The sequence below is a fragment of the Streptomyces musisoli genome (assembly GCF_016741855.1).
Classification (GTDB): Bacteria; Actinomycetota; Actinomycetes; order Streptomycetales; family Streptomycetaceae; genus Streptomyces; species Streptomyces musisoli.
The window spans coordinates 18,919-45,199 of sequence record NZ_JAERRH010000031.1 but is presented as its reverse complement, the minus strand read 5'-3'; the positions used below and the strand labels follow the sequence as shown (position 1 = coordinate 45,199).

At 72.1% G+C, this 26,281-nt stretch carries 24 protein-coding genes and 1 riboswitch; of the genes, 13 read left to right on the top strand and 11 right to left on the bottom strand.

Translation table 11 applies throughout. The features are described 5' to 3' along the window. Positions 1-200: 200 nt before the first annotated feature. Complete coding sequence (locus JK361_RS37715; RefSeq protein WP_201827082.1) at positions 201-1,040, top strand: sigma-70 family RNA polymerase sigma factor; 840 nt, start codon at positions 201-203, stop codon at positions 1,038-1,040. Between the two features lie 47 nt (positions 1,041-1,087). Here the strand turns inward: JK361_RS37715 and JK361_RS37710 are convergent, their stop codons facing one another. Then, a complete protein-coding gene (locus JK361_RS37710; protein ID WP_201827080.1) occupies positions 1,088-1,660 on the bottom strand; it encodes a flavin reductase family protein in 573 nt (190 codons plus the stop codon). A 350-nt stretch (positions 1,661-2,010) separates the two neighbouring features. Between JK361_RS37710 and cdgB the strand changes: the two genes are divergently transcribed. Both cdgB and JK361_RS37700 read left to right on the top strand, forming a co-directional pair. Further along, complete coding sequence (cdgB, locus tag JK361_RS37705) at positions 2,011-3,666, top strand: diguanylate cyclase CdgB (RefSeq protein ID WP_201827078.1); 1,656 nt, start codon at positions 2,011-2,013, stop codon at positions 3,664-3,666. 117 nt (positions 3,667-3,783) lie between these two features. Further along, positions 3,784-4,761 carry a carbohydrate-binding protein gene (locus JK361_RS37700; RefSeq protein WP_201827076.1) on the top strand — a complete coding sequence of 326 codons (978 nt, stop codon included), beginning with the start codon at positions 3,784-3,786 and terminating at the stop codon, positions 4,759-4,761. 168 nt (positions 4,762-4,929) lie between these two features. Here the strand turns inward: JK361_RS37700 and JK361_RS37695 are convergent, their stop codons facing one another. From JK361_RS37695 to JK361_RS37685, 3 genes are all read right to left on the bottom strand, one after another. Further along, positions 4,930-5,859: a 1-phosphofructokinase family hexose kinase gene (locus JK361_RS37695; RefSeq protein ID WP_201827074.1), complete on the bottom strand. Its 930-nt coding sequence runs from the start codon at positions 5,857-5,859 to the stop codon at positions 4,930-4,932. 122 nt (positions 5,860-5,981) lie between these two features. After that, entirely contained in the window at positions 5,982-7,109 is a 1,128-nt protein-coding gene (gene nagA / locus JK361_RS37690) for an N-acetylglucosamine-6-phosphate deacetylase (RefSeq protein WP_201827092.1), read from the bottom strand. 116 nt (positions 7,110-7,225) lie between these two features. Next, positions 7,226-8,170 carry an ROK family protein gene (locus tag JK361_RS37685; RefSeq protein ID WP_201827090.1) on the bottom strand — a complete coding sequence of 315 codons (945 nt, stop codon included), beginning with the start codon at positions 8,168-8,170 and terminating at the stop codon, positions 7,226-7,228. 112 nt (positions 8,171-8,282) lie between these two features. Between JK361_RS37685 and JK361_RS37680 the strand changes: the two genes are divergently transcribed. From JK361_RS37680 to otsB, 3 genes are all read left to right on the top strand, one after another. After that, on the top strand, positions 8,283-9,566 hold the full coding sequence (locus JK361_RS37680) for an extracellular solute-binding protein (protein ID WP_443732170.1): 1,284 nt from the start codon (positions 8,283-8,285) through the stop codon (positions 9,564-9,566). Positions 9,567-9,708: 142 nt separating this feature from the next. Further along, the gene (locus JK361_RS37675) at positions 9,709-9,933 is read left to right on the top strand and encodes a DUF3263 domain-containing protein (protein WP_201827070.1); all 225 of its coding nucleotides are present in this window, start codon (positions 9,709-9,711) and stop codon (positions 9,931-9,933) included. A 598-nt stretch (positions 9,934-10,531) separates the two neighbouring features. Next, entirely contained in the window at positions 10,532-11,365 is an 834-nt protein-coding gene (otsB, locus tag JK361_RS37670) for a trehalose-phosphatase (protein WP_201827068.1), read from the top strand. A gap of 280 nt (positions 11,366-11,645) precedes the next feature. Here otsB and JK361_RS37665 read toward each other — a convergent pair whose 3' ends face one another. Together JK361_RS37665 and JK361_RS37660 are read right to left on the bottom strand one after the other, a co-directional pair. Then, a complete protein-coding gene (locus tag JK361_RS37665) occupies positions 11,646-13,085 on the bottom strand; it encodes an alpha,alpha-trehalose-phosphate synthase (UDP-forming) (protein WP_201827066.1) in 1,440 nt (479 codons plus the stop codon). Positions 13,086-13,169: 84 nt separating this feature from the next. Continuing rightward, positions 13,170-14,141 (bottom strand): glucosyl-3-phosphoglycerate synthase, encoded by a 972-nt coding sequence (locus JK361_RS37660; protein WP_201827088.1) that lies wholly within the window; start codon positions 14,139-14,141, stop codon positions 13,170-13,172. Between the two features lie 159 nt (positions 14,142-14,300). Continuing rightward, positions 14,301-14,457: riboswitch (SAM riboswitch) on the top strand. A gap of 17 nt (positions 14,458-14,474) precedes the next feature. Between JK361_RS37660 and thrC the strand changes: the two genes are divergently transcribed. From thrC to groL, 4 genes are all read left to right on the top strand, one after another. Next, the gene (thrC, locus tag JK361_RS37655) at positions 14,475-15,758 is read left to right on the top strand and encodes a threonine synthase (protein WP_201827064.1); all 1,284 of its coding nucleotides are present in this window, start codon (positions 14,475-14,477) and stop codon (positions 15,756-15,758) included. Then, positions 15,755-16,030 carry a MoaD/ThiS family protein gene (locus JK361_RS37650; protein ID WP_201827062.1) on the top strand — a complete coding sequence of 92 codons (276 nt, stop codon included), beginning with the start codon at positions 15,755-15,757 and terminating at the stop codon, positions 16,028-16,030. The genes thrC and JK361_RS37650 overlap by 4 nt, the downstream gene beginning before the upstream one ends. Before the next feature lie 431 nt (positions 16,031-16,461). Continuing rightward, the gene (locus tag JK361_RS37645) at positions 16,462-16,665 is read left to right on the top strand and encodes a cold-shock protein (protein WP_004986573.1); all 204 of its coding nucleotides are present in this window, start codon (positions 16,462-16,464) and stop codon (positions 16,663-16,665) included. A gap of 353 nt (positions 16,666-17,018) precedes the next feature. After that, the gene (gene groL / locus JK361_RS37640) at positions 17,019-18,641 is read left to right on the top strand and encodes a chaperonin GroEL (protein ID WP_184965634.1); all 1,623 of its coding nucleotides are present in this window, start codon (positions 17,019-17,021) and stop codon (positions 18,639-18,641) included. A 1,479-nt stretch (positions 18,642-20,120) separates the two neighbouring features. On the opposite strand, the gene JK361_RS37635 is transcribed toward groL, so the two are convergent. Both JK361_RS37635 and JK361_RS37630 read right to left on the bottom strand, forming a co-directional pair. Continuing rightward, positions 20,121-20,321 (bottom strand): DUF397 domain-containing protein, encoded by a 201-nt coding sequence (locus JK361_RS37635; RefSeq protein WP_201827060.1) that lies wholly within the window; start codon positions 20,319-20,321, stop codon positions 20,121-20,123. Next, positions 20,305-21,144, bottom strand: a complete 840-nt coding sequence (locus JK361_RS37630) for a helix-turn-helix domain-containing protein (RefSeq protein WP_201827059.1) — start codon at positions 21,142-21,144, stop codon at positions 20,305-20,307. The genes JK361_RS37635 and JK361_RS37630 overlap by 17 nt, the downstream gene beginning before the upstream one ends. A 115-nt stretch (positions 21,145-21,259) precedes the next feature. On the opposite strand from JK361_RS37630, the gene JK361_RS37625 reads away from it, so the two are divergent. Continuing rightward, positions 21,260-21,679 carry a hypothetical protein gene (locus tag JK361_RS37625; RefSeq protein WP_201827057.1) on the top strand — a complete coding sequence of 140 codons (420 nt, stop codon included), beginning with the start codon at positions 21,260-21,262 and terminating at the stop codon, positions 21,677-21,679. Between the two features lie 115 nt (positions 21,680-21,794). Beyond that, positions 21,795-22,922: an NADH:flavin oxidoreductase gene (locus JK361_RS37620; protein ID WP_201827055.1), complete on the top strand. Its 1,128-nt coding sequence runs from the start codon at positions 21,795-21,797 to the stop codon at positions 22,920-22,922. A 37-nt stretch (positions 22,923-22,959) separates the two neighbouring features. Here the strand turns inward: JK361_RS37620 and JK361_RS37615 are convergent, their stop codons facing one another. Continuing rightward, on the bottom strand, positions 22,960-23,532 hold the full coding sequence (locus JK361_RS37615; RefSeq protein WP_201827053.1) for a hypothetical protein: 573 nt from the start codon (positions 23,530-23,532) through the stop codon (positions 22,960-22,962). 94 nt (positions 23,533-23,626) lie between these two features. Between JK361_RS37615 and JK361_RS37610 the strand changes: the two genes are divergently transcribed. Beyond that, the gene (locus JK361_RS37610) at positions 23,627-24,238 is read left to right on the top strand and encodes a class I SAM-dependent methyltransferase (protein WP_307787426.1); all 612 of its coding nucleotides are present in this window, start codon (positions 23,627-23,629) and stop codon (positions 24,236-24,238) included. A 190-nt stretch (positions 24,239-24,428) separates the two neighbouring features. Here the strand turns inward: JK361_RS37610 and JK361_RS37605 are convergent, their stop codons facing one another. Both JK361_RS37605 and JK361_RS37600 read right to left on the bottom strand, forming a co-directional pair. Then, a complete protein-coding gene (locus JK361_RS37605; RefSeq protein WP_201827049.1) occupies positions 24,429-24,680 on the bottom strand; it encodes a hypothetical protein in 252 nt (83 codons plus the stop codon). Between the two features lie 30 nt (positions 24,681-24,710). Further along, complete coding sequence (locus tag JK361_RS37600; protein WP_201827047.1) at positions 24,711-26,276, bottom strand: PTS transporter subunit EIIC; 1,566 nt, start codon at positions 26,274-26,276, stop codon at positions 24,711-24,713. Positions 26,277-26,281 lie beyond the last annotated feature (5 nt).

The window sequence follows — 26,281 nt, the reverse complement described above, 5'->3', positions numbered from 1 at the left end:
GTCCTTCGTTTGGATCATGCCGGGCTCGCGGACCCCGGCGGGTCCCGGAGGCCGCCCGGTCGTCCCCGCCCGCCGCCCGGGCGACGGCGCGCGGGGCCGGACAGGCCCGCCGGCCGGCGCGGGCGTTGTGTCACATCGGCGGCTTCCGCGGCGTCAGTGGTGCAGGAACACCGAGGACGACGGAGAGGCCGGATGCCCGCATGACCGACAACGACTTTCTCGCCGACCGGTTCGAGGCGTACCGCGGGCATCTGCGGGCCGTCGCCTACCGGATGCTCGGCTCCGCCGCCGAGGCCGAGGACGCCGTACAGGAGGCGTGGTTCCGGCTGAGCCGGTCCGACACCCGCGAGGTGGAGAACCTCGGCGGCTGGCTGACGACCGTGGTCGGTCGGGTCTGCCTCGACATGCTCCGCTCGCGCCGCTCCCGGGGCGAGGAGTCCCTGGACAGTTGGCAGCCGGCGCCGTCCGCCGAGCCGGACCCCGCGCAGAGCGCCCTGCTCGCCGATTCCGTGGGACTGGCCCTGCTGGTCGTCCTGGACACGCTCTCTCCGGCCGAGCGGCTCGCGTTCGTGCTGCACGACCTGTTCGGGGTGCCCTTCGAGGAGGTCGGCGGCATCCTCGGGCGCAACCCGGCCGCGGCACGGCAGCTCGCCAGCCGGGCCCGGCGCCGGGTGCGGGGCGTCGAGGCGCCGGAAACCGACCTGGCCCGGCAGCGGGAGGTGGTGGACGCCTTCCTGGCCGCCGCCCGGGACGGCGACTTCGACGGGCTGCTCGCGGTGCTCGACCCGGACGTCGTGGCCCGCAGCGAGGGCGGGGTGAACAGCGGTGCGCAGCGGGTCGCCGCCGGTGCGACGAGCTTCGCCCACCTGGCGCGCGTCGCACGTCCGGTGCTGGTCGACGGTGCGACCGGCCTGGCCGTGTTCGCCGACGGCCGTCCGGAGCGGGTCCTGGCCTTCACCTTCGTCGCCGACCGCATCTCGGTGATCGACATCGTCTCGGATCCGTCCCGCCTGGCGGACCTCACCGTCGAGGAGGTGTGAGGAGGTCCAGGGCCTCTCGTTCCGGCCCCGGGCGCCGGTTCTCCGGCTCAGCCCATCTGCCGGTACCGGCCGCGGAAGTACATCAGCGGGCCGCCCTCCGCGCTGGGCACGTGGGCGGTGAGGACGCGGCCGATGACCAGGGTGTGGTCCCCGGCGCTCACCCGCTGCTCGGTGCGGCACTCCAGCGTGGCCAGGGCGCCCCCGACCAGCGGGGCGCCGGTGGCCTCGCCGCGCACGTAGGGGATGTCCTCGAAGAGCAGCCGGTCGCTGATCCGGCCCTTCATGGCGAAGCGGCCCGCGATGTGCCGCTGGCTCTCGGTGAGGACCGACACCGCCCACAGCGGCTGCTCGGCGAGCAGGTCGTCCATGCGGGCGCCCTCGCGCAGGCTGACCAGCACCAGCGGCGGGTCCAGGGAGACCGACATGAAGGCGGTGGCGGTCATGCCCACGTCCTCCACGCCCGGCGCCCCGGGGTCGTCCGGGTCGAGCGGCGGTTCCTGCGCGGTGACCAGGACCACGCCCGCGGCCAGCCGGGACATCGCGGCCCGGAACTCGTCGTTGCTCACCCCCTCAGCATGCCCGGTGGGCAGGGGGACGGTGGGGGAGGGAGTCTTCAGCACGCCGGAAACGCTAGTCTCCGCCCGGTGCGCGCCGCATCGGCCCTTGGCCGGAGCCGGGTCCTAGGACCAGAGGCGCATGGAATGCGTGCATCATGTGTTCACATCCGTACGCTGTGCGTTCGCTAAACGCAGGGATCAAATGCAGAAACTCCACTCAATTGTTCACGTTCTTCTGTGACTTGAGTCACAAGAGGCAGGAATTGTTGACCCTGTGTACCGAGTGGGCAGCGCGCTGTGATTCAGTGGCGGGGAAGCCGCGAAGAACACCGTAATGAGCCGCCGCGAAAGACGCGGGAGAAGCGCCGAAGACAACCCTTGATTCGCTGCGAGGTCTCGGGGGGAGGGCGAGCATGGACACCGAGTCGGAGCCGTATGTCCGCCTTGCGTCCCTGCGGCAGCTGCACCAGGTCATGGCCGACATGAACACGGCTCGCAGCCTGGCGGACACACTTCAGACCGTGTCCGACGGCGCCGTCGAGGCCCTCGGGTACGAGATGGCGGCCGTCAACCTCGCCCGCCCCGACGGCGACCTCGTCGTCGCCGCCTTCTCCGGCAACTCCGCGGCCGAGGCCCTGATCACCGGCCGGGTCGGCTCCCGCGAGTCCTGGGAGCGACGGCTGAACATGGGCGAACGCTGGGGCGACCTCGTGTTCATACCGCACACCGAGGGCTGGGTCCTCGACGACGACGACGTCCCGCAGTGGTACACCGACGGGCCCGCGCCGCGCTTCGAGGACGAGTGGCACCCCTCCGACCGCCTCTTCGCCCCGATGTACACCCCCGGCGTGCAGGGCGGCTCCTCCGGTGAACTGCTCGGCGTCATATCCGTCGACCGGCCGCGCAACGGCCGCCGCCCCGGCGCCTGGGGCCGCGAGGCCCTCCAGATGTACGCCTTCCAGGCCGCCATCGCGATCAGCAACGCCCGGCTGCGCTCCAACATGCAGCGCGCCCTGGTCCGCCTGGAGCGCGAGCAGCAGGCCCTGCGCGCCAGCGAGGAATCCTTCCGCCAGGCGTTCGAGTACGCCCCCTCCGGCATGGCCATCGCCGAGATGGGCGGCGACCAGCACGGCCGCATCCTGCGCACCAACGACGCCCTGTGCCGGCTGCTCGGCCGGCCCGCCTCCGCGATGCGCCGCTACTCCTTCGCCGACCTCGTCCACCCCGAGGACATCGGCACCCTCCTGCGCACCTCGGCGGAGGGCGGGCGCGCCGAACTGCGGCTCGGCCGCCGGGACGGCACCTACGTGTGGGTGTCGCTGCGCAACTCGGTCGTCGCGGACGCCGCCGACGGCCCCCGCTTCCTGCTCACCCACGTCGAGGACATAGAGGAGCGCAAGCGGCGCGAGCTCCAGCTCGCCCACCGCGCCTCCCACGACTCGCTGACCGGCCTGCCGAACTCCGCCGAGCTGCGCTCGCGCCTGTCCGCCCGGCTCTGCCGGCGCCCCGCCCACGCCGACGCCCTGGAGTCCCTGGACGCGGCCTACGGCCACCCGGTCTTCGACGCCCCCGCCGGCCACGGCTTCGACTTCGCGCCGGGCGGTGACGCGTACGACGCCTACGACCACCATGTGCACACCGTCGCCCCCGAGGACGGCCGCGACGACGGCACCAAGGGCCTCGCGGTCCTCTTCTGCGACCTCGACGGCTTCAAGTCGATCAACGACCGCTTCGGGCACAACGCGGGTGACGCGGTCCTCATCGAGGTCGCCCGGCGCCTCACCCGCGGCGTCCGGGACGGCGACACGGTGGCCCGCCTCGGCGGCGACGAGTTCGTGATCCTCGCCGACGGCCTCGGCCGGGCCGACGCCCAGGACCTCGCCGTACGGCTGCGCAACGAGATCATCCAGCCCATCCGCGCCGAGGGCCGGGCCGTCCGGGTGGGCGCCAGCTTCGGCATTGGATGGGCCCACTGCGGCATGACGGCGGACGAAGTGCTGAAGTCCGCTGACGAGCGGATGTACGTAGAGAAACGATCTCGTCCCAAACAACATCGACGCGCCGGATGATCCGCAGGTCAGCGAGTTGGTGCGGTCTGAGTCACCCGTTTGGGGCAGAGAGAGCGGGTAGGCTCGCCATTCCAACCCGTACCGCATCCGCCCGCACCTGTTGAGGAGTACCAAGGGATGACGCCCGGCGACAACGGCGCGAGCACGCCCGAGGACGACGACCCGTTCGGCTACCTGTACGCAGACGGCCAGGCACGGGGAGCCCAGCCGCCGTCCGGTGGTTACGGCTACCCGAACTCGGTCAGCAGGGTGCGCACGGTCGGCGAGCGCAGTTACGGCCAGCCGCCGCAGGCCACTTACGGCCAGGGCGTGCCGCAGCAGGGCGTCGCCCACGGCCAGGGCGTGCCGCAGCAAGGCGCCTACGGCCAGCCGAACGCGCACTACCAGGCGCCGGAGACGCTGCCCGGCGGTGCCCAGGCCGGCCACCGCTCCGCCCCGCCCGCCGGGGACACCGGCCGCCGCGGCCCCAACACCAAGGGCCTGCTGATCGGCGCGATCGCGGTGGTCGCCGCGGTCGTCATCGGCATCGGCATCGCGATGATCAACGGCAACACGGACGACGACAAGCCCGGCAACCAGGCCGACGCCGGCGCCACCCAGTCGCAGAGCCACAGCCAGGCCCCGAGCCCGTCGGGCAGCGGCTCCGCCGCGCCGGGCGAGCTGCCGAAGGTCGACGGCGGGGACGCGGGCCTCCAGCTCGCCGGCGGTGCCGCCGGAGCCTCCGACGTCACCGGTGCCCGGTCGGCGGACGGCAAGTACGTGGGCGGGCTGAACCAGGCCGGCGCCTCGGTGACCTGGACGGTCAAGGACATCCCCGAGGACGGCCCGTACACGCTGTTCGTGAACTACAGCGCCACCGGCGAGGACCAGTCGATGTCGGTCATCGTCAACGGCAAGGAGTTCGGCAGCAAGGTGGGCTTCAAGAACTGGCGGCACGCGGCCGACGGCGACTTCGCCCAGGGCTGGACCAAGTCGTACGTGTGGCCGGACCTCAAGAAGGGCCCCAACACCATCGCCGTCTCCTGCCAGCCCGGCGACAAGTGCAACGTCCTGATCGACCAGATGTGGATCAAGAAGGGCCACGTCACGAGCTAGGGTTTTCCGCCTGGATCAGGCCGGATCAGGCCGGATCAGGCAGTGGGGCCTGGTGACGGGGCGCCTCCCACGCCGTTGAGGCGGTGGTGGCACCCCCCGCTCGAGCGAAGCCGGGAGTGGGGGAGCGGTGCCAGGGCCCGCGAGCCCGTACGATCCGCACGAGAGACCCTAAGCCGCGCTGAACTCCCCCGACACCGCCACCCGGCCCAGCAGTTCCTCGTAGGCCGTACGGTCGAACTCGCCCGCGGTGGCGGAGCGTACGGTCGCCGCCGACAGGGCTACCGCTCGGGCCAGGCGGTCCGGCCAGGGGAGTTGTTCCAGCAGGCCCGACAGCAGGCCCGCCACCGCCGAGTCGCCCGCACCGGTCGGGTTGCCGCGCACCGCGGCGGGCGGGGCGGCGCGCCAGCGGCCCTCGGGCGTGACCGCGAGCAGCCCGGCGGCGCCGAGGGAGGCGACCACCGCGCGGGCCCCGCGCCGGCGGGCGTCCTGGGTGGCGCGCAACGGCTCGTGGGACCCCGTCAGTTCGGCCAGTTCGTCGGCGTTCGGCTTGATGACGTCCGGGCGGGCGGCCACCCCGCGGCGCAGCGGTTCGCCGCTGGTGTCCAGCAGCACCGGCACCTCCGCGGACCGTGCCGTGCGGACCAGGCCGGCGTACGCCCCCACCGGCACCCCGGGCGGCAGACTGCCGCACAGCGCCACCGCCGAGGCCCCGGCCACCAGCTCCTCGTACCGGTCGAGGAAGGCACCCCACTCGGCCGGCTCGATCCCCGGTCCCGGCTCGTTCAACTGGGTGGTGTCGCCGGTCAGTTCGTCGGCGACGGCTATGGTGCGCCGGGTCGCTCCCGCGACGGGGACCAGCGCGTCGGTCAGGCCCGGCACGGCCGACAGGCGGTCGCGCACCACCTCGCCGGTGGCACCGCCCGCGAAGCCGGTGACCGTCACCTCGTGTCCGAGGGCGGCCAGCACCCGGGCCACGTTCACGCCCTTGCCGCCGGGCCGCTCGGCGACGTCCGAGACGCGGTGCGAGGAGTGCGGCTGCAGCGACCGCACGCGATAGGTGATGTCGAGAGCGGTGTTCAGCGTGACCGTGAGGATCACCCGGGCCGACCTCCCTCGAAGTCCCTGTGCCTGTCACTCGGTTTCCGGGGACCCGATCATGCCAAAGACACGGCGGTCGGCCCAGACCCAGGTCGGCCGCCGTGTGAGGAAACCCGGACGGATCAGGCCAGTTGGGGCGCGACGATCCACTCGCCGTGCCGCATCACGCCCTTCAGGTCGAAGTTCTCGTCCAGCAGGACGAGGTCGGCGTCCTTGCCGGGCTCCAGGGAACCGATGCGGTCGGCAAGGCCGAGCAGACGGGCCGGGTTGGCCGACAGGGCCGTCACCGTGTCCTCGACCGACAGCTTGTCGACCGTCACCGCCCGCTTGAACGCGCGGTCCAGGGTGAGCGTGGAGCCCGCGATCGAGCCGCCCTCCACCAGCCGGGCCACGCCCTCGCTGACCTCGACCTCCAGCGGGCCGAGCATGTAGCGGCCGTCGCCGATGCCGGCCGCGTCCATCGCGTCGGTGATGAACGCGACCCGGCCCGCACCCGCGTGACGGAACGCCAGCTCCAGCGCGGCCGGGTGCAGGTGCGTGCCGTCGTTGATCAGCTCGACGGTGACCCGCTCGTCCTCCAGCAGCGCGGCGATCGGGCCGGGCGCGCGGTGGCCGAGGGCGGGCATGGCGTTGAAGAGGTGGGTGGCGACCGTGGCGCCCGCGTCGATGGCTTCCACCGTCTGCTCGTACGTCGCGTCCGTGTGCCCGATGGCCGCGATCACGCCGTGCTCGGCGAGCAGCCGTACGGAGTCGATGCCGCCGGGCAGTTCGGCCGCGAGGGTGACCATCGTGGCCCGGCCGCGCGCCGCGTCGATCAGCTTGCGGACCTCGGCGGGTTCCGGGTCGCGCAGCAGCTTCTCGGAGTGCGCGCCCTTGCGGCACGGCGAGATGAACGGCCCCTCGAAGTGGATGCCCGCGATGTCGCCCTGTTCGGCCAGTTCGCTCAGCAGCCCGGCCTGGCGGACCAGCAGGTCCATCTCGTCGGTGACGGTGGAGGCGACGAGGGTGGTGCTGCCGTGCGCGCGGTGCGTGCGGATGGCCTTGAGGATGTCGTCCGGGGTGCCGGAGAAGGAGGCTCCGCCGCCGCCGTGGTTGTGGATGTCGACGAAGCCGGGGACGAGCCAGTGGCCGGTGAGGTCGATCACCTGGGCGCCGGCCGGCGCGGTACCGGCGATGCGCCGGCCGTCCACGGCCAGTCGGCCGTTCTTCACCGTTCCGGTGGGAAGCACCACGTTCGCGCCGGTGAGCAGCTGCGGGCCGGCGGGGGCCGGTCGCGCCCCGCGGCGGAGCCGCTGATCGGCAGCGCCCCCCGCGCCTTCGGGCGCGCTGCCCGGCTCCGGAGTCTGGCTGTTCCGCTCAGTGGCCATCAGGTGGTTACCTCCGGAGTCGTAGAAGTGGTCCTCAGCAGATCTCGGGCGAGCAGCCCGGCCCCGAGGCAACCCGCCGTGTCACCCAGGGCGGCCGGGACGATGGTGGGCAGTTTCTGGAAGGTGACCCGGCGCCGGACGGCGTCCCGCAGCGGCTGGAACAACACTTCCCCCGCCTCGGCCAGGCCGCCACCGATGATCAGCGTGCGCGGGTCCAGCAGGGTGATGGCGGTGACCAGTCCGTCGGCGAGCGCGTCGACCGCCTCCCGCCAGACCCGGACGGCGTTCGGGTCACCGGACGCGACGGCCTTGGCGCAGTCGGCGGCGTCGGCGCCCGGGTCCCCGCAGGCCGCCGCCCAGGCCTCGCTGACGGCGGACGCGGAGGCGTACCGCTCCAGGCAGCCGCCCTGTCCGCAGGGGCATGCGGTGCCGCCGGGCCGTACGACGACGTGGCCGATCTCGCCCGCGAAGCCGTGCGCGCCCGACTCCACCCGGCCGTCGATGCCGATGGCGCCCGCGATGCCGGTGCCGAGCGGCACGAACAGGAACCGGTCGGCGCCCCTGCCCGCGCCGATCCGGCCCTCGGCGAGGCCGCCGGTGCGCACGTCGTGGCCGAGGGCGACGGGGATGCCGAGCCGCTCGGTGAGCAGTGCCCGCAGCGGTACGTCCCGCCAGCCGAGGTTGGCCGCGTAGGCGGCGACGCCGAGTTCCTCGTCGACGATGCCGGGGACCGCGATGCCGGCGGCGAGGGCCGGGGCGCCGTGGTGCTCGGCGCCGTACGCGCGCAGTTCGGCGGCGAAGTCGAGGATCGTCGCGACCACCGCGTCCGGGCCGCGCTCGCGTCCGGTGGCGCGGCGGGCGCGGTGGAGCAGCTCGCCGTCGTCTGCGACGAGGGCGGCCTTCATCCCGGTACCGCCCACGTCCAGGGCGATGACATGTCTCACCACGGGGCCTAGTGTGGCCCTCGCACCCGGGAGAGGTCTAGTCCACTCACGTGGTGTAGACCTTATGTGTCCATATATTGAACGGTCAGACAGCAGGGTTGGGACTTTGAGCGTGCGTCGGCGTACGGCAGGAACGATCGCGGTGGTGTCCGCACTGGGCATGACGGCGGTCCTCGGCGGCTGCGGGAGCACGGGCTCCTCCGACGTGACCCTCAGACTCGTCGCCGCCGACTACGGCGACTCCGCCGCCACCAGCTCCAAGAAGTACTGGGACGCCCTGGTCGAGGACTACGAGTCGCAGCACCCCGACGTGAAGGTCGAGGTCAGCGTCTACTCCTGGAACGACGTCGACCGCAAGGTCAAGGAGATGGTCGACGCCGGCCACGCCCCCGACATGGCCCAGATAGGCGCCTACGCCGACTACGCCGCCGCCGACAAGCTGTACCCGGTCTCGGACCTGCTCTCCATCCGCACCCAGGCCGACTTCCTCTCGCCGCTCTCCGACGCCGGCGCGTGGCAGCACACGCAGTACGGCATCCCGTTCGCCGCCTCCACGCGCGTGCTCTTCTACAACAAGACCCTGTTCGCCAAGGCCGGCATCACCCCGCCCACCACCTGGGACGAGCTGGCCGCCGACGCCAGGGCGCTCAAGGACAAGGGCGTGAAGTACCCCTACGCGCTGCCGCTCGGCCCCGAGGAGGCCCAGGCCGAGACCATGCAGTGGCTGCTCAGCGGCGGCAACGGGGGCAGCGGCTACACCGACGACATCGGCACCTACACGATCGACTCGGAGGCGAACGTCTCGACGTTCGACTGGCTCAAGGACGAGCTGGTCGGCAAGGACCTGACCGGCCCCGTCGCCCCCGGCAAGCTCAACCGCGCCACCGCCTTCGCCGCGTTCGCCGACGGGCAGGTCGGCATGCTCAACGGGCACCCGACGCTGATCCAGCAGGCCGCGAAGAAGGGCGTGAAGTTCGGCATGGTGCCGATGCCGGGCCGCACCGGCAAGGCCAGGGCGTCCATGGGCGTCACCGACTGGATGATGGGCTTCAAACAGAACGGGAACGCCGACCGGATCGGCGACTTCCTCGACTTCGTCTACGCGCAGAAGAACGTCCTCGACTTCTCCCGGACCTACGGGCTGCTGCCGGTCACCGGTTCCGCGTCCAACGCCATGAGCGCGTCCGGCGCGGCCACCGACAAGGCCCTGCACCCCTTCCTGGAGCAGCTGCCCACCTCCGAGCTGTACCCCGTCGGCAAGACCTCCTGGGCGGCGGTCGCCGCAGCCGTGAAGCAGAACATCGGCCAGGCGGTCACCCCCGGCGGCAGCCCCTCCGGCGTCCTGACCCGACTCCAGTCCACGGCCACGGCGGCCGACAGCAGGAGCACGAGCTAGACCACGGGAGCGCGTCTGGAACCCGGGACTCGTGAGCGCGGCTGGGACAGGGACTCGGGTGCGCGGCCGGGGCTCGGGGGCGTGGGCTGGGGCTCGGGGCGTGGGCTGGGGAGTGTCGGTGCCCGGCGTTACGGTGGCTCGCATGGAACTGGGCAGCCGTGAGAAGGCCATCCTCGCGCTGGAGCGCCGCGGCTTCCCCGGCGCCGGCGCGAAGGAACGGGCGATCCGCGAGGAGCTGGGCCTGGTCCCGGTCCGCTACTACCAGCTCCTCAACGCCCTCCTGGACGACGAGCGGGCCCTGGCCCACGACCCGGTGACCGTGAACCGCCTGAGACGCATCAGGGAATCCCGCCGCACAGAACGCTGACCCGCGGCCCGGCCTTTTCGCTCCGCCCGCAGCCGACACCACCCGTGCGCCCAGCACACCACCAGGCCCGCTCCCGGGCCACCCGAGGCGGGGGTGGCTTTCTCATACCGATCGAGAGTGGCGTGGGGCGCCTTCTCGGACCGCGCGAGCCTGGGCGGGTGTCTTCCTCGGACCGCGCCAGTCCGGCCGGGTGTCTTCCTGCGGCGTCCGATCACCGGCCGGGTGTCTTCCTGCGGCGTCCGATCACCGGCCGGGCGTCTTCGGGGCCGCGCGAGCCCGGCCAGGTGTCCTCCTTGACCGCGTGAGCCTGACCAGGTGTCTTCAGGCCGCGCGAGCCCGGCCAGGTGTCTCCTTGGACCGCGTGAGCCTGGCCGGGTGTCTTCCCGGGGCGTCCGCAGTTCGGCCGGGTGTCTTCTTGGCCGTTCGAGTGTGGCGCGGGGTGCCTGTTTCGGGCCGCCGGGGTGGTCTCGGGGGTGCCCTTTCGGCGGAGCGAGTCGGGTGGTGGGTGGGCGGGGCGGGGTCCAGGGGCGGAGCCCCTGGCGGGGTTCGGGGCGGAGCCCCAGGAGTGACCACGCGCCGCGCTGGATACTGTCGCGGTATGGATCCTCTGCCGACCCCGCAGACCCAGCCCGGCCGAGACGGACTCGCCGCCCTGCTCGCGCAGCCCCGCACCACCCTCGTCGGCCTCGATTTCGACGGCACGCTGGCCCCCATCGTCGCCGACCCCGAACAGGCCCGCGCCCACCCGGCCGCCGTACCCGCCCTGGCCGCACTCGCCCCCAGGATCGCGTCCGTCGCGGTGATCACCGGCCGCCCGGCCGAGGTCGCGGTCCGGTACGGCGGCTTCGACGGCGTCCCCGGCCTGGAACACCTGACCGTCCTCGGGCACTACGGCGCCGAACGCTGGGACGCGGCCACCGGCACCCTCACCGCGCCCGCCCCGCACCCCGGCGTCGCCGCCGTCCGCGCGGAGCTGCCGGGCCTGCTGGAGCGGGCCGGCGCCGGCGAGGGCACATGGATCGAGGAGAAGGGCCGGGCCGTCGCCGTCCACACCCGCCGCGCCGCCGACCCGCAGGCCACGTTCGAATCCCTGCGCGCCCCCCTCGCCGACCTCGCCACCCGGCACGGCCTGATCGTCGAACCCGGACGCATGGTCCTCGAACTGCGCCCGCCGGGCATGGACAAGGGCGTGGCCCTCCTCGACCACGCCCGCGCCACCGGTGCCGGCTGTGTCGTCTACGCCGGCGACGACCTGGGCGACCTCCCCGCCTTCGCCGCGGTCGACGAACTCCGCAAGAACGGCACCCCCGGCCTGCTGGTTTGCAGCGGCAGCACCGAGGTCACCGAACTGGCCCAGCGGGCCGACCTGGTGGTGGACGGCCCGGAGGGAGTCGTGGACCTGCTGCGGCAGCTGGCGGATCAGCTCGGCTGACCGGTCGGGACGGTCGGCGGGGCAGGACGGTCCGCCGGTCCGGGAACCCCCGGGCGGGCGGCAGCCGGCGGGCCAGCTCGGCTGACCGGTCGGGACGGTCGGCCGGTCAGGACGGTCGGCCGGTCCGGGAACCCCCGGGCGGGCGGCGGCCGGCGGATCAGCTCGGCTGACCGGTCGGGACGGTCGGCGGGGCAGGACGGTCCGCCGGTCCGGGAACCCCCGGGCGGGCGGCGGCCGGCGGGTCAGCTCGGCCGGCCCGTCAGCGCGGTCAGCCGGTGGGTCAGCTCGGCCGGCCCGTCAGCGCGGTCAGCTGGTCCAGGAACCACCGGGCGGGCGGCAGCGCGGTCGCGGCGGCGGCCAGCCGTTTCGAGCGGGCCGCCCGCTCCTCCGCCGGCAGGCTCAGCGCCTCGTGCAACGCCTCCGCGGTCCCGCCGATGTCGTACGGGTTCACGGTGAACGCGTCCTCGCCCAGTTCCTCGTACGCCCCGGCCTCCCGCGACAGCACCAGCGCGCAGCCCTCGTCCGAGACGACCGGGACCTCCTTGGCGACCAGGTTCATGCCGTCCCGGATGGGGTTCACCAGCGCCACGTCGGCCAGCCGGTACGCGGCCAGGGAGCGCGCGAAGTCGTCCTTCACGTGCAGCTCCACCGGCGTCCAGCCCGCCGTTCCGTACCGCTCGTTGATCTCGTCCGCGACCCGCCGCACCTCGGCGGTGTACTCGCGGTACACCGCGAGGTCCTGGCGCGAGGGATAGGCGAACGCCACGTGGACGACCCGCTCACGCCACTCGGGGTGGTCCTCCAGCAGCTGCCGGTAGGCCAGCAGCCCGCGCACGATGTTCTTCGACAGCTCCGTGCGGTCGACCCGGACGATGGTCCTGCGGTCCGCGCCGATCTCCTCGCGCAGCGCCGCCATCCGCTCGGCCACGTCCTCCTCGTGGGCCCGCTTGCGCAGGAAGTCCGCGTCCGCCCCCAGCCCGTGCACCCCGATCCGGGTGCCGGACGGGATACCGGGCCCGAGCACCGCGTGACAGCAGTCCTTGAACGCGTCCGCCCACCGCTGGGTGAGGAACGCCGCCCGGTCCGCGCCCAGGATGCCGGTGAGCAGCTCGGCCGCGATGTCGTCGGGCAGCAGCCGGAAGTAGTCCGGCGGGGCCCACGGGGTGTGCGAGAAGTGCCCGATGCGCAGGTCGGGGCGGAGCCGGCGGAGCATCCGGGGGGCGAGGGCCAGGTGGTAGTCCTGGATCAGCACCGCCGCGCCCTCGGCCGCCTCTTCGGCCAGCGCCTCGGCGAACGCCCGGTTGTAGCTCTCGTACGCCGCCCACTGCCGCCGGAACCCCGCGTCGAAGACCGGCTCCAGCGGTGTCTGGTACAGCATGTGGTGCACGAACCAGAGCACCGAGTTGGCGACGCCGTTGTACGCGTCTGCGTGCACGGCCGCGTCGATGTCGAGCATCCGCACCCGCTGCCCGCCCGTGTCGTCGGCCGGCAGCAGCCCGCCGTCCGCCCGCCGGGCGGCCGCCCGGTCGCCGTCGCCCAGTGCGGCGCACACCCACACCGAGTCCGTGTCCGGCCCGATGGCGGACAGGCCCGAGACCAGCCCGCCACCGCCCCGTCTGGCGTGCAGCGAGCCGTCGTCGTCCACCTGATAGGAGACCGGGCCGCGATTCGACGCGACCAGCACCTGAGCTTTTTCGGCAGCACCGCGCGTGGAAGCCATACGCCTCAACCTAGCCCGGCCCGGAAACGCTCAAACGTACGTTCCGTCCGGTAAGGGGGCGGAAGGGGGCCGTATACGGCCCGTTCACGCCACCTTCCGGTCGGCGTACTCCGCGATCTCCAGCATGGGCGGCCGCTCCTCGGTGTCCACCGAGTAGGTGCGCGGTTCGAAGCCGTCCGCGCCGCGCTCGAACTGGGTCAGCGAGGGCCTGATCAGATGGCCGCGGGCCAGCCGGAGCTGGGCCGTGCGGTAGATCGCGGCGGCCATCCGGCCGAGGGCCCGGCCGTCCTGGTGGCGGTGCCTGCGCACGCCCACGTCGACCTGGGCCAGCGCGTCCAGGCCGACCAGGTGCAGGGCGTCCACCAGCATGCCCAGCTCCACGCCGTAGCCGACGGGGAACGGCAGTCGCTCCAGCAGTGAGCGGCGGGCCGCGTACTCGCCGCCCAGCGGCTGCACGAAGCCGGCCAGCTGCGGCCAGTGCATGTTCAGCAGCGGGCGGGCCATCAGCTCGGTGACCCGGCCGCCCTGCCCGGCCACCCCGCCGGAGGCACCCGCGTCCGGCCCGGTGCCGAGCGGGCGGTCGTACATCGCCTTGACCAGATCCACGTCCGGCTCGGTGAGCAGCGGGCCGACTATGCCCAGGACGAAGTCGGAGGAGAACTCCCTCAGGTCGGCGTCGACGAAACAGAGGATGTCCCCGCCGGTCACCAGCAGGGAGCGCCACAGCACTTCACCCTTTCCGGGGACGGCCGGGAGACGGGGCAGTATCTCGTCGCGGTGAACGACCCGGGCGCCCGCGGCGGCGGCGGCCTCGGAGGTGCGGTCGGTGGAGCCGGAGTCCACGACGACGATCTCGTCGACGAGCGGAGCCTGCTCCACGAGGTCGTGACGGATGGCCGCGACGATGTCGCCGACCGTCTCCTCCTCGTTGAGCGCGGGCAGCACGACGCTGATCGTCTGGCCCGTGCGCTGTTTGGCGGACAGGATCCGGTGGAGCGGGCGATCGGCCACGGACCAGGAGCGGGTGGCCAGCCAGCGCTCGACTTCTTCCAGCACGGTCTGCGGCTCCTCACTGTTCGTGACCACACGGGCTGACCGTGTGATCCATCTCGCGGTTCGGACGACTATCTCAACTGTCCTGGCCTTCGGTTACAGTCTTGAACAACGCCGATGACCATCGCATGTCGGGGGTCACCAGCGTCCACAACCACATACAGCTCATCCAGAGGGGCAGAGGGAAACGGCCCGATGAAGCCCCGGCAACCCTCCAGTCGGTACTCGTAGATCAGTCTTGATCGATTTCGCGAGGCTCCCGGCTAGGGAAGGTGCCAAATCCGTCTCACGGCGAGATGCGTCGTGAGGAAGATGAGGAGAAAGGGCCTCGCCTCCATGGCTGTGCAGACAGTTGCAACCAGCACCGACTCCACCGTAGACCTCGGCCCCGCCGCAGCCCTGAGCTGTCGCGAATGCGGTCACCGCGTGCCGCTCGGCCCGGTCTTCGCCTGCGAGGAGTGTTTCGGCCCGCTGGAGATCGCCTACGACTTCTCCGCCTACGACAGCGAGGAACTGCGCCGCCGCATCGAGGCGGGCCCCGCGAACATCTGGCGGTACGCGCCCCTGCTGCCCGTCCCGGCGGACGTCGCCGACAAGCCCAACATCAACCCGGGCTGGACCAAGCTCGTCAAGGCCGACAACCTGGCCCGCGAGCTGGGCGTGACCGGCGGCCTGTACGTGAAGGACGACTCCGGCAACCCGACCCACTCCTTCAAGGACCGCGTGGTCGCCCAGGCCCTGGAGGCCGCCCGCGCCTTCGGCTTCACCACGCTCTCCTGCTCCTCGACGGGCAACCTGGCCGGTGCCGTCGGCGCCGCCGCGGCCCGCGCCGGCTTCCGCTCCTGCGTGTTCATCCCGCACGACCTGGAGCAGGGCAAGGTCGTCATGGCCGCCGTCTACGGCGGTGAACTCGTCGGCATCGAGGGCAACTACGACGACGTGAACCGCTTCTGCTCCGAGCTGATCGGCGACCCGGCCGGCGAGGGCTGGGGCTTCGTCAACGTCAACCTGCGGCCGTACTACGCGGAGGGCTCCAAGACCCTGGCGTACGAGATCTGCGAGCAGCTCGGCTGGCGGCTGCCCGACCAGCTCGTGGTGCCGATCGCCTCCGGCTCCCAGCTCACGAAGATCGACAAGGGTCTCCAGGAGCTGATCAAGCTGGGTCTGGTCGAGGACAAGCCGTACAAGATCTTCGGCGCGCAGGCCGAGGGCTGCTCCCCGGTGTCCACGGCCTTCAAGGCCGGGCACGACGTGGTCCGCCCGCAGAAGCCGAACACCATCGCCAAGTCCCTCGCCATCGGCAACCCGGCCGACGGCCCCTACGTCCTGGACATCGCGCGCCGCACCGGCGGTGCCGTGGAGGACGTCACGGACGCGGAGATCGTGGACGCCATCAAGCTGCTGGCCCGCACCGAGGGCATCTTCGCGGAGACGGCGGGCGGGGTGACCGTCGGCGTCACCCGCAAGCTGATCAAGGAAGGCGTGCTCGACCCGGCGAAGACCACGGTCGTCCTCAACACCGGCGACGGCCTCAAGACCCTGGACGCGGTGGCCGGGACCGGCCTCACCGCCACCATCCGCCCGACCCTGGACTCCTTCCGAGAGGCTGGCCTCGCATGAGCGTGACCGTTCGCATCCCCACCATCCTGCGCACCTACACCGGCGGCCGGGCCGAGGTCGACGCCCAGGGCGCGACCCTCGCCGATGTCATCGCCGACCTGGAGAAGAACCACACCGGGATCGCCGCCCGCGTCCTGGACGACCAGGGCAAGCTGCGCCGGTTCGTGAACGTGTACGTCAACGACGACGACGTCCGCTTCGAGCAGGGCCTGGAGACGGCGACGCCGGACGGCGCCGGTGTCTCGATCATCCCCGCGGTCGCCGGCGGCTGATTATTACCTTCGGTAACACCGGTTACCGAGTGTTCATCGAATTGCCCCCTCCGGTGAGAGAAGCGGAGGGGGCAATTCTGCGTGATTGAGCGCGGTAGAGTTGGGGAACACGGTCGCGGCCTTCGGGTCGCGGACCCTGGATTCATGCCGCGAGCCCGACAAGAAGTAGCCAAAGTGTGCGGGTGGTTTGCGGCTTTTGTGGTTTTTATGGGGCCCGACTTGCCCTGAAGTCGGGTGAATTCTCACTACATTCCGGACCGCTCGCGTCCAGAATTCTCGTCCGATTGACCTGTTGCAGACGGCAGTTGGACAGATACATTCAGCCGCGGTCGACGCGTTCCGGCGCACGCCCCCGACCAATGGGGGGTGAGGTCTGACCCGGGTCCGCGAAGTGTGGATCTGTGCAAGGGCCAGTAATAGGGGAGTTAGGCATGGCTCAGGGCACCGTCAAGTGGTTCAACGCGGAGAAGGGGTACGGCTTCATCGCGGTCGACGGTGGTGCGGACGTCTTCGTCCACTACAGCGCGATTCAGATGGACGGCTACCGCACCCTGGAAGAGGGCCAGCGGGTCGAGTTCGAGATCTCGCAGGGCCAGAAGGGTCCGCAGGCCGACATGGTTCGCGTCACCGCCTGAACGTTTTTTGGCACGAAGGGCCCGCACCTCGCAGAGGGTGCGGGCCCTTCGTCGTGCGGGGATGGTGCCCTTCGTCGTGCGGGGATCCGGTGTCCGCGGGGGCCGGCGGCACCCCGTCCGGTGTTCGCGGGCGGCTGACGGCGCCCCTTGTCCCCCGTGAGGCGCTTGCACTCGACCATGCCGAGTGCTAATCATTGCGTTAGCACTCTGAAGGTGAGAGTGACAACGAAGGACCGGGTCGGTGAGGCCCGCAGGCCAAGTGGGGCAAGGAACCACGCGGCCGGCGAGCCGTCCGTCGCGGGCGCGGGCGCGGTCCGAAGGAATCACCCCCAGTCCTGGAGGGACCACTTCACATGGCCAAGATCATCGCGTTCGACGAGGAGGCGCGGCGCGGCCTCGAGCGCGGCATGAACCAGCTCGCGGACGCCGTCAAGGTGACGCTCGGCCCCAAGGGCCGCAACGTCGTCCTCGAGAAGAAGTGGGGCGCCCCCACGATCACCAACGATGGTGTGTCCATCGCCAAGGAGATCGAGCTGGAGGACCCGTACGAGAAGATCGGCGCCGAGCTGGTCAAGGAAGTCGCCAAGAAGACGGACGACGTCGCCGGTGACGGTACGACCACCGCGACCGTGCTCGCCCAGGCCCTGGTCAAGGAAGGCCTGCGCAACGTCGCCGCCGGCGCCAACCCGATGGCCCTGAAGCGCGGTATCGAGAAGGCCGTCGAGGCCGTCTCCGCCGCCCTGCTGGAGCAGGCGAAGGACGTCGAGACCAAGGAGCAGATCGCCTCCACCGCGTCCATCTCCGCCGCCGACACCCAGATCGGCGAGCTGATCGCCGAGGCCATGGACAAGGTCGGCAAGGAAGGCGTCATCACCGTCGAGGAGAGCAACACCTTCGGTCTCGAGCTGGAGCTCACCGAGGGCATGCGCTTCGACAAGGGCTACATCTCCGCCTACTTCGCGACCGACATGGAGCGCATGGAGGCGTCGCTCGAGGACCCGTACATCCTCATCGCCAACTCCAAGATCGGCTCCGTCAAGGACCTGCTCCCGCTCCTCGAGAAGGTCATGCAGTCGGGCAAGCCGCTGCTGATCATCGCCGAGGACGTCGAGGGCGAGGCCCTGTCGACCCTGGTTGTCAACAAGATCCGCGGCACCTTCAAGTCCGTCGCCGTCAAGGCCCCGGGCTTCGGCGACCGCCGCAAGGCCATGCTCGGCGACATCGCCATCCTCACGGGCGGCGAGGTCATCTCCGAGGAGGTCGGCCTCAAGCTGGAGAACGCGACCCTGGACCTCCTGGGCCGCGCCCGCAAGGTCGTCATCACCAAGGACGAGACCACCATCGTCGACGGTGCCGGTTCCTCGGACCAGGTCAACGGCCGGGTGAACCAGATCCGCGCCGAGATCGAGAACAGCGACTCGGACTACGACCGCGAGAAGCTCCAGGAGCGCCTGGCGAAGCTCGCCGGCGGTGTCGCGGTCATCAAGGCCGGTGCCGCCACCGAGGTGGAGCTCAAGGAGCGCAAGCACCGCATCGAGGACGCCGTCCGCAACGCGAAGGCCGCCGTCGAGGAGGGCATCGTCGCCGGTGGTGGCGTGGCCCTGCTCCAGGCCTCCCAGGTCTTCGAGAAGCTGGAGCTCGAGGGTGACGAGGCGACCGGCGCCAACGCCGTGCGCATCGCGCTCGAGGCCCCGCTGAAGCAGATCGCCGTCAACGCCGGCCTCGAGGGCGGTGTCGTGGTGGAGAAGGTGCGCAACCTGACCCCGGGCCACGGCCTGAACGCCGCGACCGGCGAGTACGTCGACCTGGTCGCCGAGGGCATCATCGACCCGGCGAAGGTGACCCGCTCTGCCCTGCAGAACGCGGCCTCCATCGCCGCGCTGTTCCTCACCACCGAGGCCGTCATCGCCGACAAGCCGGAGAAGGCCGCCGCGCCGGCCGGCGGCGGCATGCCGGGCGGTGACATGGACTTCTGATCGACCTGACGGTTGATCGCCTGTCCTTCGAACCGAGGGCGGTACCCCCAGCTTCCGGCTGGGGGTACCGCCCTCGGGCGTGTGGCCCCCACCGCCCCTTACACGCCTCTCCCTCTTGCACGTCCCTTCCTCTTACGGCCCCCTCCTCTTGTACGTCCCTTCCTCGCAAAGGGTGCCCGGGGCTGGGCGCTTGAGCTTCGGGGGTGGACAAGTGAGCAAAGGGTGCCCGGGGCTGGGCGCTTGGGCTTCGGGGGTGGACAAGTGACCGTGGGGCCGCCCGCTTCTCGGCCAGTGTCGTGCTTCCGCGGCCCGCCTCAAGGGCGCTGCGCGTCGCCTTCGGCGATGGGCCTGCGGCCCACCCTTGACCCGGGCCGCTCCAGCACGGATGAGAAGCGAGCGGGCGCCCCGGGGAAAGTGGTCGCCTCAGGCCCGCCGACCCCTTGAGTCAGCTGCGTTCGCACCGTCGGCGAGGAGACGCGCCCGCGCCTCGCATGCACGCCGGGTGGGTTTGGCGGCTGGGGGCGGGTGAGGGGTGCGCGGTGGCGTCTCGCATGGTCGCCGGGCCCGCTCAGCGGCTTGCGCTGGGTCCCCCACCTCACTAGCGCCGCTTGATGGGCCTGATAGGCAGGCATGTGCCACGCCCGGCCGTATCCAACCTGCGTGACCAGGGCATTCATCGGGGAGGGGGTGGCACAAATCCTCCAATCACTGGTGGAGGCGGGGCCGCGATGACTGGCCGGTGGATGGGTCGCCCACGAGACCCCCTCGCCGCCGAAGCGGGCTGGCGTGCCGCCATCGGCGGCCGACGCGCTCGTCCATCACCTACACACCGCGGGTCGCCGAGTCGGTGCGGCGTGCGGGTGGGGCCGCGAGTGCCGCTGCGGGGCGACGCGTCTGGCGGTCCGCATCGCCCGTGCCGCCCGCACGCCCACGTCGCCCGCTCACCCGCAGGTCGCCGAAGCGGGGCGGTGTACGGGTGAGGTGTGAGTGTCAGCTGCGGGTCGACGCGTCTGTCGGTCCGCATCGCCCGTGCCGCCCACACGCCCACACCGCCTGCTCACCCGCAGGTCGCCGAGTCGGTGCGGTGTGTGGGTGCGGCGCGAGGGCCAGCCGCGGCCGGCGCGTCCCTACTCACTCGCCCCCCTCTCCTACTCGCTCACTCGCCCCTCGTCCCCCTCTCCCACTCATCCCTCGTCCCCCTCTCCTACTCCCCCACTCGCCCGCAAGCCGCTGAAGTGGGCCGGCGTGCTTGTGAGGTGGGAGCGCGGTCGTCGGCTTGGGGTTACTGGGTAGCCGACCCGGGATCGCGAACCCGGCCGGGACCCCCGTCTTTCCGGGCCGCTCGCTCGCTTCTCATCCGTGCTGGAGCGGCCCGGGTCAAGGGTGGGCCGCAGGCCCATCGCCGAAGGCGACGCGCAGCGCCCTTGAGGCGGGCCGCGGAAGCACGACACTGGCCAAGAAGCGGCGGCGGCCCCACGGTCACTTGAAAGAAGAGGTGAAGGCAGCCCACGCGACCGAGCTGAAGAAGAGCTTCGGGCCTTCGGGGGTCTTGGAGTCTCGGACGGGGATGAGGGCGGGGAGGTCGGCGGCGACTTCGAGGCAGTCACCGCCGCTGCCGCCGCTGTAACTGGACTTGTGCCAGATCGCCGTGTCCAGGTCGCGCTCAGGGATGGTCCTCATGCGCGTAATCCTGCGCCATCGCCTCGATGAGGACCAGAGACTTCTCCGGCGAGAGCGCGCAGGCCGTGAGGAGTTCGTAGGTGAACCGCTGGTGCCTGACGACGGCCGGGTCGTCCTCCAGCCGTCCGGTGCCCACTCCCTCGAAGTACACCAGGGGTGGGGCGTCCTCGAAGTCCATCAGCTTGATGGAGCCTTCCATCGCAGCATGCGCCCCCGCGCCGAACGGCAGCACCTGCGTGATGACCCGTCCCCGGCGGGCGAGGTCGGCGATGTGCCGGAGGGCGTCCGCCATGACCGCGGACCCGCCTGTCACCCGACGCAACGCCGCTTCGTCGATCACCGCCCACAACAACGGATCTGTTGGATCGCCGAGGATGCCGGCGCGCTCCATCCGGGCCGTCACCAGCTTGTCGATGTCCTCCTCCGGTGCCGTCGGCTGGTAGGCCCGGCAGACGGCTCGTGCGTAGGCGGGCGTCTGGAGGAGGCCGGGGATGAGCAGCGGCGCGTACTGTCTGATCGCCGTAGCGACCTCTTCCGCCTCCGCGGCCTCCGCGAAGTGCTCCGGATACTTCGACTTGGCCGCCGCCGCGCAGTTCCGCGTGAAGAAGTCCCCCGTACCGAGCACCTCGTCCAGTATCCGCGCGGTATCCGGCTGCATCCGCCGCGTCCCCGCCTCCAGTTGCCCGATGAACGAGCCGCTCACGAACAGCCGCTGGCCCAGTTGTTCCTGGCTCAGTTCCCTCCGCTCGCGGGCGTGGCGTAACTCCGCGCCCAGCAGGGCGCGTGGCGATGACGACGGGTCGAGGTCCTTCGGTCCTGCCATGGCGACTCCTGATCCGACAGCCGAGTCTGTTGGGACGCCGTATCTGGCCAGGTTAGGGCGCCGGCCGACACGCTGTGTGGTGAACGGCAACACTCTGTGTGGAGGAATCGGAGCAATGGAGACGAGGGAAACGGCCGCAGGTGAGCGGCCCGCCCGGACGGCCGAGGAGGCCGTCGAGCGGCTGCGTGCGGCCCTACGTGGAGTCGGCGTCGTCCTGCCGTCGCTCCGGGTCGACCCGCTGAGCGTCTCGGGTGAGGACCCGTACGCCCTGGTCGACCTCGGCCGCTGCAATCTCGGTGTGGCCTCCCGGCTGGCGGCCGCTCTGAGTCGTGCGCCCGAGTACGCCGTCGACACGCGCAGCGGGCGGATCGGTGAGGTGATGGGGCAGGTGGGCGGCCGGGTGCAGCTGCGCCCCGTCGGGGGCGGGCGGGAGTGGGACTGTCCGCCCGGGGCGGTCGAGCCGGCGCCGCCGGACGAGGTTCTGCGGGAGCGGGTGCGGCGGCTGAACCGGGAGAGCGTGAGCGGTGTCACGTGAAGGGCTTTCCGGAGGCGGAATGTGGGGCAGCGCATAGTCGGTTACTTAAGGAGCTGCAACAATGCGTGCTCACATACCGACCGGTTAACATCGCCCTTCACGAGGAGCCCCCCACGTGACCGTCACGCCTTCCGCCACGTCCCGCGCGGCCCAGATCCTGTCCCGCCCGATCACGCTCAACGGTCTCACCGTCCCGAACCGGATCGCGATGGCGCCGATGACCCGCATGTTCTCCCCGGGCGGCGTCCCCGGCGAGGACGTGCGCTCCTACTACGCCCGTCGCGCCGCCGCCGGCGTCGGTCTCATCGTCACCGAGGGCACCTACGTCGGCCACGAGTCGGCCGGCAACAGCTCGCGCGTGCCGCGGTTCCACGGCGAGGAGCAGCTTGCGGGGTGGGCGAAGGTCGCCGAGGACGTGCACGCGGCGGGCGGCACCATCGTGCCCCAGCTGTGGCACATCGGCATGGTCCGCGAGCAGGGGCAGAACCCCTTCCCGGACGCCCCCGCGATGGGCCCCTCCGGCCTGGTCACCGCAGGTGCCGAGCCCACCGGCAAGGCCATGACCCAGAAGGACCTGGACGACGTCGTCGCCGCGTTCGCCCAGGCCGCGGCGGACGCCGAGCGCATCGGCTTCGACGGCGTGGAGATCCACGGCGCCCACGGCTACCTCGTCGACCAGTTCCTGTGGGCGGGCACCAACACCCGCACGGACGCGTACGGCGGCGACCTGGTGGCCCGCACGAAGTTCGGCGCGGAGATCGTCGCCGCGGTCCGTGAGCGGGTGTCCGCCGAGTTCCCGGTCATCTTCCGGTACTCGCAGTGGAAGCAGCAGGACTACACCGCGCGCCTCGCCGAGACCCCCGAGGAGCTGGAGGCCATCCTCACCCCGCTCGCCGCGGCCGGTGTCGACGTCTTCCACGCCTCCACCCGCCGCTACTGGCTCCCCGAGTTCGACGGCTCCGACCTGAACCTGGCCGGCTGGACGAAGAAGCTCACCGGCAAGCCGGTCATCACCGTCGGCTCGGTCGGCCTCGACGGCGACTTCATCAACGCCTTCCAGGGCGAGGGCTCCCCGGTCAAGGGCATCGACAACCTCCTGGACCGCCTGGAGGCCGACGAGTTCGACATGGTGGCCGTCGGCCGTGCGCTGCTCCAGGACCCGGAGTGGGCGGCCAAGGTCCTCGCCGACCGCTTCGAGGACCTGAAGCCCTACGACGCGGCGGCGCTGCAGAGCCTGAGCTGACCGGCCCCTCCGGGCCCGGCCGGCCGGCGGCCGGGCCCTAGAGGTTGCCCATGGGTTCGATGTCGACGCGTACGGGCGTCCCCCACACGCGCAGCACCTCGTAGTCCGTGAACTCGTGGACGATCCGGTACGCCATGGCGGGCCGGGAACCGCGGCGCTGGGCCGCGAGATAGGCCTCCGCCTCGTGCCGGTCCCGGCGAGGCGTGCCGCACAGCTGCCACTCCTGGCCGTTCCACAGCTCCGGCAGCCACCGCTGCTGGGGCTGCGGGCGGTCACCGCGGACGCCGTACCGGGAGGGGGCGGTGGGGGCCGGCTCTCCCGGGCGGGGCCTGCTGCCCTGGAACTCCGACCGCCGTGCGGCCCGGCGCCGGGTCTCGCACAGCAGGCACAGGTCGGGGGCGCTCTCGTCCACGGGGCCCTGGGGGTGCTCGGGGCACCGGGTGGCGGGCGCCCCCGTGGTGACGCTGTCGTCCAGCAGGTCGAGGGCTCGCCGCAGGTCGTCCTTGATCTCGTGCAGCCGGGCGTCCGGCGTGTCGGCGGTCAGGGCCTCCCCGTGCTCCCCGAGCAGCCGAAGGGCCCGTCCGAGGGCGGTGAGCTGGGCGTGGTTCATATCGGTCGGTCGCCTCCTCCCCTCCATGGTGCCCTGCCCCGCCCGGAACCGGCGTCCGAGCCCGTTCCGGTGGGTGCGTGGTGGAGTTGGCCGCGTGACGACAACCTTCGCGGCCCGCATCCTCGCCGCCCTCCACCGCTTCAACGCCGCCCACCCCTGGGACCACAACGCGCACTACCACCCGTGGCTGCTGCGGCAGTTGCCCCGTCGTTTCGGCACCGCCCTGGACGTGGGCTGCGGGAGCGGCGATCTGGCCCGGCTGCTCGGCCGGCGTGCCCGGGAGGTGGACGGGATCGACGCCGACGCGGAGATCGTGGCCCGGGCCCGGGAGTTGACGGAAGCGGCGGCGCCCGTCGGGTACAGCGTCGCCGATGCCTCCCGCCGGCTGCCCGCCGGGCCCTACGACGTGATCACCTGCGTCGCCGTGCTCCACCACCTTCCGCTCGCCGAGACCCTCACCCGCCTCCGGCAGGCGCTCGCGCCCGGCGGCACGCTGGTGGTCGTCGGCTGTGCGCGGGCGTCGGGGCCCGTCGACCACGTGCTCGGTCTGGTGGCCGTACCGCTCAATGCGCTCCTGGGCTTGGCGAAGAACCGCGGCCGGCCGGCCCCGCGCCCGCCCGTGTCCATGACCGCCCGCACCCGGGACCCGGAGGCGTCCTTCGCCGAGATCTCCCGTGCGGCCCGCCGGCTGCTGCCCGGTGCCTGACTGCGGCGTCGCCTCTTCTGGCGCTACACACTCGTCTGGCGGGCACCCGCGGCGCCGTCGGAGCGGTGAGTTCACCGCCGCTGCTGCCGCTGTCACCGCTGCCGCTGACGCTGCCACCGCCGCTGCGCCGTGTCGGTGCTCCTTCGGTGCCGTGCCGTGTCGGGTCCGGTGTCGGTGCCGGTGTCGGGGGTCAGCCGCCGTGGTGCAGCAGGCTTCCCTTGCCGCACGCGGGGGCGGCGCCGGTCAGCGGCACCGGGGACACGGTCCTGACCACCGGACCCGCGGCCATGCCGCCGGCGCACAGGGCGGTGCCGGTGGCGGTCCAGTGGTCGTGGGCGTGACCCTGGGCGTGGGTGTGTGCGTGATCCTGGGCGTGGGCGGGGGCGGTCAGTGCGGCGGCGGAGAGCGTGAGGGCGGCGGTGGCCAGAAGCTTCGTCATCATGCCGGGCAAACGACCGGCCATGACGACGCGTCACGCGGCGGCGGCCACCCGGGGACGGCGCGCGAATCCGAACAGGTACGTCGCCGCGAAGCCCACCGCGTACCCGGTGAGCAGCCCGCCCCCGTAGACGGCCGCCGCCGCCCCCGGCCCCCTGTTCCCCGCGAGCAGCGGGAACAGGGCCCAGCCCGACGGGCCGATCGCCGTGGCGCCGACCTTGGTGCCGAGCATCGCGAAGAAACCGACGAACGCCCCGCCCGCCGCGCCGCCCGCGCAGGCGGTGAGGAACGGCCGGCCGAGGGGCAGGGAGACGCCGTAGATCAGGGGTTCGCCGACGCCCAGCAGGCCGGCCGGGAGCGCCGAGCGGATCGTCGTGCGCAGCGAGACGTCGTGGCGGAGGCGGACGTAGACCGCGAGGGCCGCGCCGACCTGGCCCGCGCCCGCCATGGCCAGCAGCGGCAGCAGGATCGTGTAGCCCTGCTGGTCGATCAGGGTGGCGTGCAGGGGGATCAGGGCCTGGTGCAGGCCGAGCATGACGAGCGGCAGGAAGAGGCCGCCGAGGACGAGCCCGGCCACCGCACCGGTGGTCGCGAGGAGCCAGTTCGCGGCCGTGCCGATCGCCGTCGCCACCGCGCCGGCCGCGTACATCAGGCCGTACAGCGTCACCAGGCCGGGGACGAGGACCGTCAGGGTCGGGGTGAGCAGCACGTCCAGCGCGCCCGGCACCCGGCCCCGGCACCACTTCTCCACCCGCGTCGCCAGGAACGCCGCCGCGAGCGCCCCGAGCACCCCGCCCTGCCCGGGGGTCAGGTGCACGCCGAAAGCCGTCACCTTCGCCACCCCGGGGTACACCACGACGGCGGCCACCGCCCCGCCCAGCACGGGTGTCCCGCCGAACTCCTTCGCGGTGTTGACGCCGACGAACACCGCGATCAGCGCCATGAAGGCGGAGGCGATCGCGGAGAGGGCGGGGGTCAGGCCGGGCAGCCACCCGGCGTTCAGCAGCAGCCCGTTGAGTCCGGCGAGGATGCCGCAGCCGATCAGGGCGGGGATGAGCGGGACGAAGACGTTCGCCACGCGGCGCAGGGCCGTCTTGAACGGCGTGGCATTGCGCCGGCGCAGCCGCTCCTTCACCAGGACACCCTGACCGACCGCCACGACACCCTGATCGACGGCCGGGCCAACGTGATCGGCCGCCAGGACACCCTCGCCTGCCGGGTCACCCTGGCCGGTCGTCGGGTCACCGTGATCAACCGAATGGGCGCCCTGACCGGCCGTCTGGGCGGTGCCCGGGCGGTCCGTACGGTCGTCCTGACCGGCTGCTCGGCCGTCCGGGCCGGGCGGGTCGGCCACCGACTTCGCCACCGCCGCCGTGACCTCGTTCACCACCCCCGGTCCCAGCACGATCTGCCAGTCGCTCCCGGCGGCCACCACACCCAGCACCCCGGGTACGGTCCGCAGGGCCTGTTCGTCCGCGGCCGCCGGGTCGGCGAGGGTCAGCCGGAGGCGGGTCATGCAGTGGGCCACGGAGGTGACGTTGGCCGGACCGCCGACCCGGGCGAGGACGGCGGTCGCGGTGGAGGCGGGGTCGTTGCGCACGCCCC

Excerpts from the sequence above, each read along its gene's own strand:
- otsB (WP_201827068.1), top strand. The coding sequence starts at position 10,532 with ATGGATCCTCTGCCGACCCCGCAGACCCAGCCCGGCCGAGACGGACTC.
- JK361_RS37625 (WP_201827057.1), top strand. The coding sequence starts at position 21,260 with ATGGAGACGAGGGAAACGGCCGCAGGTGAGCGGCCCGCCCGGACGGCC.
- JK361_RS37645 (WP_004986573.1), top strand. The coding sequence starts at position 16,462 with ATGGCTCAGGGCACCGTCAAGTGGTTCAACGCGGAGAAGGGGTACGGC.
- JK361_RS37605 (WP_201827049.1), bottom strand. The coding sequence starts at position 24,680 with ATGATGACGAAGCTTCTGGCCACCGCCGCCCTCACGCTCTCCGCCGCC.
- JK361_RS37635 (WP_201827060.1), bottom strand. The coding sequence starts at position 20,321 with ATGAGGACCATCCCTGAGCGCGACCTGGACACGGCGATCTGGCACAAG.
- thrC (WP_201827064.1), top strand. The coding sequence starts at position 14,475 with ATGGCTGTGCAGACAGTTGCAACCAGCACCGACTCCACCGTAGACCTC.
- JK361_RS37650 (WP_201827062.1), top strand. The coding sequence starts at position 15,755 with ATGAGCGTGACCGTTCGCATCCCCACCATCCTGCGCACCTACACCGGC.
- JK361_RS37665 (WP_201827066.1), bottom strand. The coding sequence starts at position 13,085 with ATGGCTTCCACGCGCGGTGCTGCCGAAAAAGCTCAGGTGCTGGTCGCG.
- JK361_RS37675 (WP_201827070.1), top strand. The coding sequence starts at position 9,709 with ATGGAACTGGGCAGCCGTGAGAAGGCCATCCTCGCGCTGGAGCGCCGC.
- JK361_RS37715 (WP_201827082.1), top strand. The coding sequence starts at position 201 with ATGACCGACAACGACTTTCTCGCCGACCGGTTCGAGGCGTACCGCGGG.
- groL (WP_184965634.1), top strand. The coding sequence starts at position 17,019 with ATGGCCAAGATCATCGCGTTCGACGAGGAGGCGCGGCGCGGCCTCGAG.
- JK361_RS37630 (WP_201827059.1), bottom strand. The coding sequence starts at position 21,144 with ATGGCAGGACCGAAGGACCTCGACCCGTCGTCATCGCCACGCGCCCTG.
- cdgB (WP_201827078.1), top strand. The coding sequence starts at position 2,011 with ATGGACACCGAGTCGGAGCCGTATGTCCGCCTTGCGTCCCTGCGGCAG.
- JK361_RS37700 (WP_201827076.1), top strand. The coding sequence starts at position 3,784 with ATGACGCCCGGCGACAACGGCGCGAGCACGCCCGAGGACGACGACCCG.
- JK361_RS37615 (WP_201827053.1), bottom strand. The coding sequence starts at position 23,532 with ATGAACCACGCCCAGCTCACCGCCCTCGGACGGGCCCTTCGGCTGCTC.